This is a genomic window from Pseudomonadota bacterium, from assembly GCA_023229365.1.
In the GTDB taxonomy this organism is placed as follows: domain Bacteria; phylum Myxococcota_A; class Polyangia; order JAAYKL01; family JAAYKL01; genus JALNZK01.
The window spans coordinates 1-13,695 of the sequence record JALNZK010000141.1; the positions used below are offsets into that span (position 1 = coordinate 1).

Annotated in this window: 10 protein-coding genes; 3 read left to right on the plus strand and 7 right to left on the minus strand. The window is 71.3% G+C overall.

The window, feature by feature from the left end; genetic code table 11:
* The first annotated feature begins 279 nt into the window (after positions 1-279).
* Complete coding sequence (locus M0R80_27805; protein ID MCK9463443.1) at positions 280-1,623, plus strand: cyclic nucleotide-binding domain-containing protein; 1,344 nt, start codon at positions 280-282, stop codon at positions 1,621-1,623.
* A gap of 97 nt (positions 1,624-1,720) precedes the next feature.
* On the opposite strand, the gene M0R80_27810 is transcribed toward M0R80_27805, so the two are convergent.
* Genes M0R80_27810 through M0R80_27820 form a run of 3 tightly spaced genes read right to left on the minus strand, consistent with a single transcriptional unit; the run spans position 1,721 to position 7,097 of the window.
* Positions 1,721-4,594, minus strand: a complete 2,874-nt coding sequence (locus M0R80_27810) for an LTA synthase family protein (GenBank protein MCK9463444.1) — start codon at positions 4,592-4,594, stop codon at positions 1,721-1,723.
* Positions 4,591-6,279 (minus strand): glycosyltransferase family 39 protein, encoded by a 1,689-nt coding sequence (locus tag M0R80_27815; GenBank protein MCK9463445.1) that lies wholly within the window; start codon positions 6,277-6,279, stop codon positions 4,591-4,593. Before M0R80_27815 ends, M0R80_27810 begins: the two co-directional genes overlap by 4 nt.
* The gene (locus M0R80_27820) at positions 6,276-7,097 is read right to left on the minus strand and encodes a hypothetical protein (GenBank protein ID MCK9463446.1); all 822 of its coding nucleotides are present in this window, start codon (positions 7,095-7,097) and stop codon (positions 6,276-6,278) included. The genes M0R80_27815 and M0R80_27820 overlap by 4 nt, the downstream gene beginning before the upstream one ends.
* 75 nt (positions 7,098-7,172) lie before the next feature.
* Here M0R80_27820 and M0R80_27825 point away from each other — a divergent pair, with 75 nt between their 5' ends.
* Positions 7,173-7,958 (plus strand): enoyl-CoA hydratase-related protein, encoded by a 786-nt coding sequence (locus M0R80_27825; protein MCK9463447.1) that lies wholly within the window; start codon positions 7,173-7,175, stop codon positions 7,956-7,958.
* A 9-nt stretch (positions 7,959-7,967) separates the two neighbouring features.
* Here M0R80_27825 and M0R80_27830 read toward each other — a convergent pair whose 3' ends face one another.
* Positions 7,968-9,575, minus strand: a complete 1,608-nt coding sequence (locus M0R80_27830; protein MCK9463448.1) for a right-handed parallel beta-helix repeat-containing protein — start codon at positions 9,573-9,575, stop codon at positions 7,968-7,970.
* A 171-nt stretch (positions 9,576-9,746) separates the two neighbouring features.
* On the opposite strand from M0R80_27830, the gene M0R80_27835 reads away from it, so the two are divergent.
* On the plus strand, positions 9,747-11,051 hold the full coding sequence (locus M0R80_27835; GenBank protein MCK9463449.1) for a hypothetical protein: 1,305 nt from the start codon (positions 9,747-9,749) through the stop codon (positions 11,049-11,051).
* Between the two features lie 93 nt (positions 11,052-11,144).
* Here M0R80_27835 and M0R80_27840 read toward each other — a convergent pair whose 3' ends face one another.
* The 3 genes from M0R80_27840 to M0R80_27850 form a co-directional block, all read right to left on the minus strand.
* The gene (locus M0R80_27840; protein ID MCK9463450.1) at positions 11,145-11,786 is read right to left on the minus strand and encodes a hypothetical protein; all 642 of its coding nucleotides are present in this window, start codon (positions 11,784-11,786) and stop codon (positions 11,145-11,147) included.
* A gap of 34 nt (positions 11,787-11,820) precedes the next feature.
* Entirely contained in the window at positions 11,821-12,699 is an 879-nt protein-coding gene (locus M0R80_27845; GenBank protein ID MCK9463451.1) for a hypothetical protein, read from the minus strand.
* 54 nt (positions 12,700-12,753) lie between these two features.
* On the minus strand, positions 12,754-13,695 hold a 942-nt coding region (locus tag M0R80_27850), incomplete at its 5' end, for a hypothetical protein (protein MCK9463452.1).

Here is a 13,695-nt window from a genome sequence, read left to right on the forward strand (position 1 = left end):
GGCTCTCTCTGTCGGGCTGCCTGTTGCACGCCGCGGCGGGAACCACGATGTGTGCCGAATCGGCGGAATCAGGAAAGACGCGGATATTCGCAGTTGCGCGTCACCGTGAGCGGCGGCGACGCCGGCGTTCGGCGGCGGGCGCCGTCATTCCGTCACGTGGCAACGCGGAACAACCACTACTGCAACGCGGAACAGTCGCGTGGCAACGCCTGCCGAATGACCCTGACACTTCTTCGCGGGCGCCTTTACTTTTCCGCGGCGATCCGTGACGCTCCGCCCATGGATGCGTCCATCGCCCTCGCCGCCGCCGGGTGGGGCGCCTTCGCGGCGTCCTCGATGCCTTTGGGCGCGACGCTCGGGATCGCGCTGCGGCCGTCGCGGAAGATCACGTCGTCGGCGATGGCGTTCGGCGCGGGCGCGCTCCTGTTCGCCTTCACGGTGGAGCTGTTCGGCCGCACGCTGTACGGCGAGGGCGAGCACGCGGTCGACGCGGCGCTGCTCCTCTCGGCCATCGGCGGCACGCTGCTCGGCGGCATCCTGTTCGACCGGCTGAACCGCCTGCTCGACGGCCACGGCGGCTTCCTGCGCAAGGGGGCGCTCATCCGCAAGCACATCGCGCGGGAGCGGCGGGGCGAGGCGCGGCGGCTGCTGAAGGCGCTCGGGCGCGTGCCCTTGTTCCGCGCGCTGCCGGCCGACGAGATCGTCCGCCTCCTGCCCGACATCACCGTCGCCGAGCTCGCGGCGGACGAGGCGGTCTTCCGTGCCGGGGACGAGGGCGACTGCCTGTACGTGGTCGAGGCGGGCACGGTCTCCATCGTCGGCGCGGACGGCGAGGAGATCGCGGTGCTCGAACCCGGATCGGTGTTCGGCGAGATGGCGCTCGTCACCGGCAAGCCGCGCAGCGCGACCGCGACCGCGCGCGGCCCGGTCAGGCTCTGGCGCCTCGAGCGCGACGACTTCGACCGGCAGGTCGCCGCGTCGCCGGCGCTCAAGGAGGCGTTCCGCCGGGTGACCGAGGAGCGTCTGCACGCCATGGCGGGCCGCGAGCGGGTCGCCGCGGGCGAGGTGTCGGATTGGGTGCGGCGCGCGATGTCCGGGCTGGTCGAGAACGTCCAGTCGCGGAGCATGATCGATCTCCAGCGCGCGGAGCTGAGCGCGCACGGCAACGCCGCGATGGCGATCTGGCTCGGCAACGTCCTCGACTGCATCCCGGGCTCGCTCGTCATCGGCATGCTCGTCGTCGGCGCGGCCGCCGAGGGCGGATCGCCGAGCGTCGCGTTCATCGCGGGCGTCTTCCTCGCGAACCTGCCGGAGTCGATGTCCAGCGCCGTGACGATGCGCGAGGGCGGCATGAAGCCCGTGCAGGCGATCCTGATGTGGTCGTCGCTCTGCGCGCTCACCGCGATAGGCGCGTGCGTGGGCGCGATGCTGTTCCCGGCCGAGCCCGCCGGCACGACGCGGTACGTCGTCTCGGCCATGGAGGGGCTCGCCTCGGGCGCGATGCTCACGATGATCGCGGAGACGATGCTCCCCGAGGCGTTCGAGCACGGCGGCAGCTCCGTCACCGGCATCTCGACGCTCCTCGGCTTCCTCGCGGCGCTGTCCATCGAGCTGCTCCGCTGAGCGGGGTCGCGCCGAATGACTCGGAGCACTTCTTCGCGCACTTCTTCGCCGCAACAACGGGGCGCGGACGGATCAACGGGCGCGGCAAGCAGCGCCCCTACTGTCTCTCGGTCCTGGGGTTGATCGTCACCTCGCCGAGGTAGACGCGGCCGCGCTCGTCGGTCCGGCTCTTCCCGCTCACCGGGACCGGCCTCCCGCCCTCCTGGAAGCCGATCCACAGGCCGTACTTCCCGACCTTGCTCTTGTACATGTCGATGTGGATGGAGTGCCTATCGACGACGTACTCGCCCGGCCGCCAGAGGTTCGGCGGGAAGAGCCCGCCTATCGGATCGTGATCGCCCTTGATCGGCTTGCCGCCCTCGGCCTCGGGCACGAGCGCGACCACGAGCTTCCACGCCCCGACGGGCGCGATTGAAAGGAAGACGTAGTCCACCTCGACCGTGCCCGCGAGCTTGACGTCCGCGCGCCGCACGGTCACGCCCACGAGCTCCACCGCGTCGCCGAACACGTCCCCCAAAGGCTGCGCGAACGCGGGCCGCACGGGGCCCACCCAAGGCCCGACCTTGCGCCGGATCGCCTCGGCGCCGAGCGTCGCGCGGGCGCGGCTCCCCTTGACCTGTGCGTTGATCAGCACGAGGCGGTTGTCCGAGATCTCGAGCCCCTCGCCCGCGACCTCGAAGCGCTTGTCCGACTTCTCGTTCCAGAAGCCCACCGCGAGACGCGCCCGCTCGCCGGCCCAGTCCGCCGGGATGTGCACCGAGTGCTCGTCGACGACGTACTCGCCCGGCCGCCACTTGCGGATCGGGTACGCCCCGCCCACGGGCTCGTGGTCGGCGTTCAGGTAGCCGCCCTTGTCCTTGAGGACGTGGACGAACAGCTCGGCCCCTGCGGGCGGCTTCTTCAGGCACTTGAAAACGTACTTCGCGCGCACGTCGCCACCCGCCTCGAGCGCGAGCGGGCTCACCTCGTAGCCGACGAGCTCGATCGAGTCGCCGAACCGCGCCGAGATCCGGTTCGCGATCTCGGGAGGCGCCTTAAGGACCCGCCCGACCGCGAGCCCCTTCTCCCAATCCCTGTAGCGGCGCTCGATCGACGCCTTCCACTCGAGGATCTCCTTCTTGCGCGACGCGAGGAACGGCTCGCCGTACAGATCCTTCCCCGCGAGATCGTCGCGCTCGAGCTCGTCGACGGCGTCGTTGTAGACCTCCATCGGCTGCGACTCGTAGTGGTAGATCGTCTTGATCGGGCCCTCGCGCACCGCCGCGCACTGGTTGTTGAACCAGCACGCGTGGAAGAGCTTTCGGTCGTCGGGCACGGGCGCGAGGAGGCTCTGCCCCTCGAAGGAGCCCTCCTTCGCCTCGAGGCCGAGGAGGTCGGCCACCGTCGGGACGAGGTCGAGGTGCGAGCGGACCCCCTCGACGCGCCCGGGCGGCGGCAGGAACCGGGGGCCGTGGATCAGCGCCGCGCTCCTGAGCCCCTCCTCCCACATGATGAGATCGTGCTGCCTGCGGCCGTGCTCCGCGAACGCCTCGCCGTGGTCGCCGACGATGAGGAACACCGTGTCGTCGAGCAGCCCGCGCTTCTCGAACCCCTCGAACACGCCGCGGACGAAGTCGTCGATGTAGCGGATGGCGTTCAGGTAGTTCCGCTGGTCCGGATCCTCCTCCGGGTAGTCGGCCCGCGGGAACGACTGCGGCGTGACGTAGTTGTGGTGCGACGCGAGCGTGAGCAGCGTGAGGAAGAACGGCTCGCCCTTAACCTTGTCGACCCACTCGAGGCTGGGCGCGAGCATGATCTTGTCCTCGCGGCCGAAGTAGCTCGTCTTCTCGAAGCCCGCCGTCTTGAAGTCGGCGAGGCCCCGGAACGTCTCGAAGCCCATGTTCTTCACGAGCTGGCTGCGCTCCTCGAAGTCCGTCGCCGGCTGGAAGAACGCGGTCTTGTACCCCTGGCCGCGCAGGACGTGCGCCATGCACTTCTTCGGGAGGATCCCGGGCGTCGACTCGATGCGCTTCGAGCCCGGGTACGGCGTCAGGCCGCAGAGGATGGAGACGATCGCCTTCGACGTGTGCGGGACGACGGTGTACTGGGTGTCCACGACGAGGCTCTTCGAGGCGATCTCCGCGAGGAACGGCGTCGCGTTGCGGCCCTCCACGTAGACGTCGGAGGACTTCCAGTTCAGCGACTCGAACACGATGACCACGACGTTCGGTCGCGGCGCGCCGGGCGCCTCGGAGAAGACGAGGCTCGTCGGAGGCTCCTCCTTCACCGCGGCGACCTCGTCGCCCGCGATCCCGCGCCCGACCTCGGCCGCGACGGACAGCGGGACCGAGCGGCTGAGGCCCATCCGCTTCCCTTCGAGCGGCGGCGCCGCGACGGCGGCCACGAAGAAGGCGGCGGGGATCGCCACGGCCGCGATCGCCGCGCGCCGCGAGAGCGCCCCGCGCCCGGCGAGCCTCCTCCGGATCGGGGGCAGCCGGAACGCGACCGCGGCCACGAGGGCGAACGCGACCTGGGCGACGACGAGCGGCAGCTTCCACGTGAGCGCCTCCCCCGCGATCACGGTGTTGATCTCCCGCGCGTTGGATGCCCACACGTCGATCGACGAGAGCGAGAGGGGCGAGCCGGTCGCCGCGAAGTAGCCATGGCTCGCGGCGTTCACGACGAGCGCCGCGGCGATCGCCGCGTAGCCGACCACCCCGCCGGCGATCCGGACGAGCCGGCTCGGAATCGACAGGAGGACGCCGAGCGCGACGACGAAGACCGCGGCGAGGGCTAGGTCCGGCGCGGCCGCGCGGAACACGTCGGTCGCCGAGGCCCCGCCACCCTGCTGGCCGAGCTCGAGCGCCTTGAAGGCGACGGCCTCGGCCGCGTAGGCGACCCCGAGCACGCCGGCCTCGATCATCGCCGCGGCGAGCAGCCCGCGCCGTTCGGGCCTCACGGCCTCGCCTCGCTTCGCCCGCGTCCCCTTCACCGCTTCCCCCGACTCCCATTCTTCCCAGGATTCCCATAGACACTCACCATCGGCACCCCCTGGTAGGTGAGCACATGCACCGGCGCGATCGAGCGGTACGCGTTCCAGATCCAGGTCTCGTTGTGGATCATGTGCAGCTCGTGGTGCAGGAGCGCGAACTCCGCGTCCTGCGGCCGGTTCGCGGCGCGGATGTCGCGCCGGACGAGCCCCTGCTCCCGGAACATCGCCACCGACGGCGGCGCCGTGTCGTGGAACCAGGCCCGGCCGCCCTTGCCCACGTGCGCGTTCAGGTACGGCGCCACCCCCTGCGTCGTGTAACCCCAGAACTGTCTCAGCATGCCGAGCGACGCGGCGCCGGGCGCGCCGCCGATGAGCGGCACGTAGAACGCGAGCCCGAACGGGTGCGACGCCGCGGTCTGCTGCAAGGGCGGCAGGAGGAGGAGCGCGACGACCGCCGCGCCGACGAGCCTCCCCGGCCACCGCCGTAGGAGCGACGCCGCGACGTCCGCGAGCCGCGCCGCGCCCACCCCGGCGATCATGGTGATGAACGGCATGGCCGGCATCCAGTGCTTGGTGCCGCCGAAGATCGGCACGTTCGGGAGCGCGATGAGCGCGATCGGGAACAGCCCGGCGATCAGGAGCAGCAGATCGAGGCCGTCGCGCGACGGCGGGCCGACGGGCGCCGTGCGTTCCAGGACGAAGCGCAGGCGCCGGCCGCCGAGGTGGTGCCGGGCGCGCAGGAACGCCCCGGCGAAGAACAGGACGATCGTCACGGTCGAGATCGTGAACAGCGTCATGACGAACGGGTACGAGATCGGCGTGGGCGCGTTGATGACGTTCTCGCCGAAGTACGCCGTGTTGTAGTGCACGTGGCTGCCGTGGAAGCCGAGGTACATCCCGACGCGGCTCACGGTGTCGTGCCACAGCCAGGGCCAGTGCGCGAAGAAGATGATCGGCGCGAAGATCGCCCCGCTGACGAACGCCCACGGCTTGGGCGGCGCGCCCGCGTCACCTGCGGCCCTGCGCCGGCGCCAGGCCCAACGGAGAAGAACGTAGTGCAGCCCGACGACGAACGGGAGGAAGAGCGCGTTCAGCTTGACGCACACCGCGAACCCGAACGCGATCCCGGCGGCGACGCCGAACCGCGTCGACGACAGCGACCGCCAGTACAGGTACACGACGAGCAGCCACGCCGCGGTCACCGGCATGTCGAAGCAGCAGAGGTGGGCGTGGTAGAACGGCTGCGGGATCAGGGCGAACGCGAGCGCCCCGAAGAGCCCCTCCCGCGCGCCGAACGCGAACGATCCGAAGAGGTAGATGAGGTAGATCGCGAGCGCCCCGGTGAGCATCCCCGGGAGCCGGAGCGCCGTCGCGGCCGAGAGCCACCCGAGCTTCTCGTGCAGGATCCGCTCGCTGAAGCCGAACAGCGTCTTCATGAGCGCCGGGTGCTCGGAATTGTACTCCCAGAACCGCTTGACGATCTTCGGGTCGACGGCCCGCCCCGGCGCGTCCGAGAGGACGTCGAACCAGCCCTGGTAGAGCCGCGCCGCCGAGAAGTAGAACCCCTCGTCCCGCGAGAAGCCCACGTCCTTCGCCGTGGCGAGGAGCACCGCGAGGTACGCCACGCCGAGCGCGAGCCCCACGGCGTGGTGGGGCAGCCTCGGGAACCGCCGCGCCCCCGTCATCGCCCGCCCCTGGGCGCGCGGAAGACGTACGCCCCGACCGAGAACTCCCGGTTCCGCTGATCCGCCGCGAACGCCTCGAACGCGACCGCGCCGACGCCGCCGCGCGTCAGCGGGACGTCGATCGGCTCCACGGGCGAGAAGTTCGCCACGTCCCGCGCGAGCACGCGCACGCCGTCGACGTACACCGCGAACGCGATCGGCCTCCCCTTGTCGAACCGGGCCTCGCGGTACCCGACCACGGAGTAGACCCGGAGGACGCCCGTGAGCGGCACCTCCGGGTAGGTGATCCGCGTCGGCTCGGCGGCGAGCTTGAGCGGCACCGCGAGCCGCGGCTGGAACCAGTGGTCGATGACGAGGCGGGCGCGCCCCTTCCCGCCGCCGCTCACCGCCGCGCGCGGCGCCTCGGCGACGAAGTCGTACAGGAGCCCGACGCGGGACGGGTTGCGGTAGGCGCGCACCTCGATGCGGCCGAGATCCTTCGACCACTCGACCTCGAGCCCCAAAGTCTCCGGCGCGCGGGCGCCGTTCAGCGACAGCTCGACGATGCGGCCGTAGCGCGCGGCGTCGAACCTGCCGAAGTCGGCCATCGGGATCGCGTCGCCGAGGTACATGCGGCCCTGGGTCGCCCAGTCCGGCGCGATGACCACGAGGTCGTCGGGGCGCTTCTCGGCGCGCACGGCCTCGGCCGCGGCCCGCCACTCCGCCTCGGACGGCTCCTGTCGCGGGATGCGCCACTGCGCGACGAGCTCGGCGATCACGACGAGCGGCACGATCGCCCACAGCCAGGTGAGCCGGCTCCTCTGCGTCTCCACGACCATCGGCGCGGAGATATAGCACGGCCGCGCCGCGCGAAGAAGGTCGGAGCGCGCGGGGCGATGTGCTAAGAACCGGGCATGGGCACGATCCGCATCGAGACGCGCGGGGACGACGTCTTCCTGATCACCATCGATCGCGCCGACAGGCGAAACGCCTTCGACGAGCCACTCCTCGACGAGTGGGTCGCGCGCCTCGCGGAGATCGCCCCGCGGGCGCCGCGCGCCGTCGTGATCACGGGCGCCGGGGACGCGTTCTCGGCCGGGTACGACGTCCGCGGGATCGACCCCGCGCAGGATCCGCGCCTGCCGCTGCCGGACGCCCGGTTCGAGCGGGCGATCCGCGCGGTGCTGGATCTCCCGTGCCCGGCCGTCGCGGCCGTGAACGGCGACGCGTTCGGCGGCGGGCTCGATCTCGCCTTGGCGTGCGACCTATGCCTGGTCGCTCCCGACGCGAAGCTCGCGATGACGCCGTGCCGGCTCGGGCTCGTCTACTCGGCGGACGGGGTCGCGCGCCTCGTCTCGAGGCTCGGGGCTGCGCTCGCACGGAGGATGTTCTTGACGGCGCTCCCGATCGACGCCGCCGAGGCCGCGAGAGCCGGCGCCGTCGAGATCGTGGAACCGAAGGACGCTCTCCTGCCCCGGGCGCTGGGGATCGCGTCGCGGATCGCGTCGAACGCCCCACTCGCCGTGCGCGGCACGCGGACGACCGTCGAGGCGGTCGAGGGCGCGATCGCGCGGTCGCTCTCGACCGAGACCCGCGCCCTCCTGCGCGACCTGCGGATCCTCGCGCTCCAGTCCGACGATCTGAAGGAAGGTCTCGCCGCGTTCGCCGAGAAGCGCCCCCCGCGGTTCCGGGGGGAGTGACGGGAACCCCTACGGCTGGAGTTCGTACGCGCCCATGTCGACCGCCGCGCCGACGACGCGGGCGTTGCCGTCCAGGTCGTAGGGGAGCGGCTCGTCCGTGTCGCTGTCGCCGTCGAGGTCGAAGGTGTCGGCCGGGAGCGCGCTCGTCAGGCCGGTGTCGACGCACGGCGAGCCGGCCTGCAGGTGCAGATTCCCGCCCGCCGCGTCGACGAACAGAGGATCCGCGTCGATGTTGCCCTCGCCGGTGTGGCCGCCCTGCACGTCGCAGTACGTGACCGTCGCGTTCCCGGACGGGATCGACGCGTCGCCGTTGTCCCAGAAGATCGAGCTCGCGATGTCGACCGAGTCGAGACTATCGGCGTGGATCGCCCCGCCGTCTCCCGACGAGTTGCCGGTGAACGTGCTGTTGACCACGGAGAGCCGCTCGATGTGCCAGACGCCGATCGCCCCGCCGTCGCCGGCCGCGGTGTTGTCGGCGAACGTGCTGTTCGACACGGTCAGGACGTAGGGGAGGTGGTAGGGGTACAGGCTCCCCATGTCCTGGATCTCGAGCGCCGCGACAGCTCCGCCCCATCCGTTCCCCCCGTCCTCCCCGTTGGCGGTGTTGCCGGTGAAGTCGCACCCCTGGACGTCCGCAATCGAGTTGTACAGGTTCAGCGCGCCGCCCGACCCCCCGGTGTTCCCGGAAAACGCGGAGCCCGAGATCCGCGCCGACGACTCCAGCAAGAAGACCGCCCCGGCTATCGAGGTGGTGTCGTCGGGAGCGTGATTGCCGCTGAACAGGCATCCCTCGATCGAGATGTTCCACGAATACACGGCGTAGATCGCCGCACCGGAGGTGCCCGTGTTGTCGACGAAGCTCGAGTCGACGACCTCGACCGAGTCCGAGAAGATCATCATGCCTAACCCCTCGTTCTGGGTGAACAGGCATCCCCGGACCGAGAGCTCCGCGCCGCTGACGCCGAGGCCCACGTGACCGCTCCGCGCGACGGTGACGCCATCCAGCACCGCGCCGGCGATGCTGTCGGCGGTGACGATCACCGGGGCGAGATCCTCGACATCGGCGACGCTCGCGCCGTCGAGGATCGTCTCGTTCGCCTCCGGGTCGCGCTCCTCGAGGCTCGCCTCGGTCCCCGCGAAGCCGCCGTACAGCTCCACCTGCGAGCGCAGCCGAATCGTCGTCTCGGGGCAGTCGGCGAACGGGTCGTACGTTCCGGCCCCGGCCCAGACCTGCCAGGCGCCGCACAGATCGGTCGTCACGACGCCGCAGCGCGCCGTGTCGAGCGCGGTCTGGACATCGGAGAGCGCGGTTCCCCACGTCTTCCCGTCCCCGCCCGCAGCCGCGTCCGGGCGGACGTGCACGACGCAGTCGCTCCAGCCCGACATCTCCGGGCACTCGGCCTCGTCGAATTCGTCCTCGCCGCACCCCGCATCCTCGTCGGTGTCGGTGTCGGAATCGGTATCCGTATCCGAATCGGCGTCGGTATCCGCATCCGGCCCGCCGCCGGTGTCATCGACGTCGTCTTCGCCGCACCCGAGCATCGGCCAGATGATCGCCGTCGCCGCGAGCGCCCATGCGAGCAGCCGCTTGCCGTCTCTCTTTTCGCTGTTTTTCATGGCCCGCTCCTTCCGTTCTGGTGCGTCCACTCCCCGAATGAATCGACGTGCAATGGGTATGCCAGGAAGTGACGGAGCCGTCGCCATCAGGCCGAGGCCACCCACGAGCACCCGCGCGTCCCGCCTCCGCGCCGCTTGTCACGTGCCGGGCCGTCCGCTAAACCTTTTCGGATGAAACCGAGGTCTGCAATTCGGTTCGCGCCGATCGTCCTGCTCGCCTCCGCGGCGCTCGCGGCCGGCTGCTCCCGCTGCGGCGCTTCGCAGGACGGAGCGCCCGACGCCGCGCCCGCGGGCCCGCCGTTCGTCGCCGATCGCGCCGACGCTGCCGAGCCGACACCCCTCCCCTGGCCGACCGAGGAGCCGTGCCGGATGGCGGCGCGCCTCTCGTGGTCGGCCCGGGCGAAGAAGATGTCCGTCGCGCCGACGCCGCCCACCCCCGTCCCCGGGATCTCCGGCGCGCTCGCGATCGCCATCGACCCGGGCTGGAACACGTGCGCCGTGCTCGCCGATCGCAGCGCCGCGTGCTGGGGCATCTCGATCCGCGGGGCGCTCGGCGACGACCCGCGTGGTCGCAGCCGCCCGGCGCCGATCCCGGGGCTGGCCAGCGTGGAGGAGATCCGACCGGCCGACAGCCACGCCTGCGCCCGCCTCACCGACGGCACGGTGCGCTGCTTCGGCGCCGCGCTCGACGGGCGCCTCGGGCCAGCCGTGTCCGAGGGTTGGGTCGAGACGCCCGTCGCGGTGCCCGGCCTGACCGGCGTCGCGCGGATCGCCTCGGGCTTCGGCTTCAGCTGCGCCATCGGAAGCGGCGGCGCGAGCTGCTGGGGACGCAACGAATCGGGCCAGCTCGGCGACGGAACGAGGACGTCGCGAGCGGCGCCGGCGCCGATCGTCCGGCTGCGCGGCGCGACGGCGATCTCGGTCGGCGGGGCGCAGGCGTGCGCGGTGCTCGCGGACCGCACCGTCCGCTGCTGGGGCGACATGGTCGCCACGATGTGCCGGGACGCGTACCCGATCCCGGTGGACGTGCCCGGGCTCGCCGGGGTCGCCGAGGTGGCGGTCGGATGGGACCACGCGTGCGCTCGGCTCGATGACGGCACGGTCCGCTGCTGGGGCGGCGACGAGGGCGGCCAGCTCGGCCGGAGCTCGGGCTCGCGCTACCTGCCGGCGCCGGTCGAGGGGCTGCGCGACGTCGCGCGGATCGCAACAGGGGAAGGCGTCTCCTGCGCGGTCCTCCGGGACGGCACCGTCCGCTGCTGGGGCAAGAACGACTGCGGCCAGGCCGACGGCGGCGCGTCCGGGAGCCTCTACTCGTCCGCACCCACGCCGGTGCCCGGCCTGACCGAGGTCCGCGAGCTCGCGGTGGGCGCCTACCAGTCGTGCGCGCTGCGGCGCGACGGCTCGGTCTTTTGCTGGGGTGCGACCACGGCCGAGCAGCTCGACGCCTGCCTCGGCAAGGGCTCCCGGAACGAATGACGCGATCGCGGGCGTGCCGCGTATCCGCTTCTCCACGCCCGAAGCGACCCGCCGCGCCCTCGCGCGCGCTTCATCCGGCGGGTGAACGCCGCGTCACTCGATCCCGGCGAGCACGGCGCGGGGGATCGCGTCGACGGCCAGCACGTTCCGGGGCATGCCGGGGTCGTACCAGACGTCCAGGCTGTCGCCCGGCTTCACGGTATCCTCGGAGGCCGCGGTGATCTCGAAGCTGCGCCGGCCCTTCTTGGCGAACTCGAGCTCGCAGGTCGCCTTCCACCGGATCGTGAAGACCGACTGCTTGCCCCGCATGAGCCACTGGGTGGTCTGCCGGACGTCGACGACCCTGGCGGCGGCGGCGACGCCGTGCTCGATGACCCAGATCGTCTTGCGGATCCTCCGGACGCCGCTCGCGATCATCAGCCCCGCGATCGCGAGGAAGGCGCCCCCGATCACGACGGAGTACCCGGCGTCCCGGGCCGCCTCCTCCACCCCGGCGACGGCCGCCTCCTCCTCTGCGAACCAGTACCGCGGCGCGGCCTCCGAAAGGACGACGTTCAGGTAGAACAGCACCGCGACGCCGACGACGATCAGCAGGCCCCGCACGAACCTCCCCGAGTGGGGAATCAGGAACGGCCACGAGGAGCCGCGCATCGCCCGCAGCCTGGGCGCGCCGCGGCCCGAGACCTTCTTCATCCCGCACAGATCCATGGAGATCCCGGCGATCTTCCGCTGCATCCGTTCCCTCTGGGATCGGCGCCGGCCCGCGCCGTCAGTCCGCGCAGCAGAGCACGCCGCCCTGATCGGTGAAGCCGGTCTTGACGACGTTCAACGCCTCCTGCGTCGTGCTCGTGCCGCAGTACCAGGAGTTCGTGAGCTCCGGGTACTTGCCGAGGTGGTTGCACCAGTCGCCGCAGCCGCCGTCGTTGCGCAGCCCCTTGCCCAGGTCGTGCGAGGACATGACGAGCGGCGCGCAGAGCTCCGCGCACGTCAGGTTCGAGCTGAAGTTGCAGCCGAGATCCCCGCAGCCGAACAGATCGTCGGTCGCGCCCTCGCCGGTCGCGCACTCGAACGCGCCGGTGGACGACATCTGCGTCGTGAAGAACACCGGGCTCGTCGCGCCGTCCATGACCCCCTCGCACCCCTCGGGGTTGCGCGCGAGCACGTCGTCGCGGCCGTAGCAGACATGCCAGCTCTCGGCGCAGAGATCGCTCACGGTGCAGCCCGTGCCCAGCGGGTTGGTCCCGTCGTTCCCGGCCTGGCGCTCGCACGAGATCGGCATGTCGAAGATGCCGGCGACGTCCCAGGCGCCGCCGCAGCCGGCGATGAGCGGGTAGATCCCGGTGTTCACGAACCCCTCGCGCGTGCCGTCCGAGCACCCCGGGGCGCCTTCCGTCTCGGTCTCCGTCCCGCCGCCGTCGGCGTCGGAGTCCGTGTCGGTGTCCGCGTCCGTGTCCGTGTCCGTATCCGTGTCGCCGTCCGTGTCCGTATCCGTGTCGCCGTCCGTGTCGGTGTCCGCGTCCGTGTCGGTGTCGGTGTCCGCGTCCCCGTCCCCGTCCCCGCCGACGGCGGTCGACGCGTGGGAGCAACCGAAGCCCGCGAGGAGCGCGCAGCCGAGCGCGAACGGGCCGATCCAGTGGGTATTCCTCATCTCACACCTCCGAGGTTTTCCGCATTCTACCACGGACGGGGAGTGCGGGAGTGTCTACTCGATCTCGACGTAGGGCTTGGTCGTGGTGCCGGCGCCCCAGAACCCGGCGTCGTGCACGAGCACCTCGGTGGCGAGGCCGGTGGTCACGTCGATCGTGAGGTACTCGGCGCCGTTCGTGAAGCCGTAGACGTCGTCCCCCCAGAAGCCGAGGCCGAAGATCCGCGTGAACCCGGACGTGCCGGTGCCTATCAGCGTCGCCTCGCCGGTGTCGGGGTCGATCGACGCGAGGAAGTCCGACTCGCAGCCGGTGACCGAGTAGCCGTCCGCGCACTTGAGCGTGGCGTAGGTCAGCCACTCGGCCTCGCCGACCTGGATCGAGACGATGTCCCCGGACGACACGAGCTCCTCGCCGCCCCCGGTCGTCACGTCGTGGTAGCCGACGTGGACGAAGATCTCGTCGAGCGTCTCGCCCTCGGGGACCACCTCGACCCACTCGCCCTCCTCGACCGACGCGGCGACGAGCTTCTCCATAGTCGGGTTCTCCGGATCGACGCCGACGACCCACGAGAGCGAGAAGAAGTGCGGCGCGCCGACCGGGAACTCGTTGAGCAGGGTGCAGGCGGCGGTCTCGGTGTCCACGGTGTAGAGCGCCTCGGCCGCGATCCCGATCATGACGCCGTCCGCCGAGATCGCGATGTCGTACAGCCCGGAGCTGCCGGAGCCCGCGGTGCAGGGGCCGCTGAACGCGCCGACGAGCTCGAGCGCGCCGCCTTCGGACGGATCGATCACGTACAGGTTGTCCTCGGTGTTGGCGTACACGAGGCTGTTCGTGGGCGGCGTCCACGGCTCGGTCTCGGTGTCGGTCTCGGTGTCCGTGTCCGAATCCGAATCGGTGTCGGTGTCCGTGTCGGTGTCCGAGTCCGTGTCGGAATCGGCGTCCGCGTCCGTCCCGTTCTCCGTCGAGGTCTGGCACGCCGGGAGCGCACCCAAGAGCAA

What these genes read in the sequence shown, in the direction of transcription:
- M0R80_27805 (MCK9463443.1), top strand. Translation starts at nt 280, where the DNA reads ATGGATGCGTCCATCGCCCTCGCCGCCGCCGGGTGGGGCGCCTTCGCG.
- M0R80_27815 (MCK9463445.1), bottom strand. Translation starts at nt 6,279, where the DNA reads ATGACGGGGGCGCGGCGGTTCCCGAGGCTGCCCCACCACGCCGTGGGG.
- M0R80_27820 (MCK9463446.1), bottom strand. Translation starts at nt 7,097, where the DNA reads ATGGTCGTGGAGACGCAGAGGAGCCGGCTCACCTGGCTGTGGGCGATC.
- M0R80_27825 (MCK9463447.1), top strand. Translation starts at nt 7,173, where the DNA reads ATGGGCACGATCCGCATCGAGACGCGCGGGGACGACGTCTTCCTGATC.
- M0R80_27830 (MCK9463448.1), bottom strand. Translation starts at nt 9,575, where the DNA reads ATGAAAAACAGCGAAAAGAGAGACGGCAAGCGGCTGCTCGCATGGGCG.
- M0R80_27835 (MCK9463449.1), top strand. Translation starts at nt 9,747, where the DNA reads ATGAAACCGAGGTCTGCAATTCGGTTCGCGCCGATCGTCCTGCTCGCC.
- M0R80_27840 (MCK9463450.1), bottom strand. Translation starts at nt 11,786, where the DNA reads ATGCAGCGGAAGATCGCCGGGATCTCCATGGATCTGTGCGGGATGAAG.
- M0R80_27845 (MCK9463451.1), bottom strand. Translation starts at nt 12,699, where the DNA reads ATGAGGAATACCCACTGGATCGGCCCGTTCGCGCTCGGCTGCGCGCTC.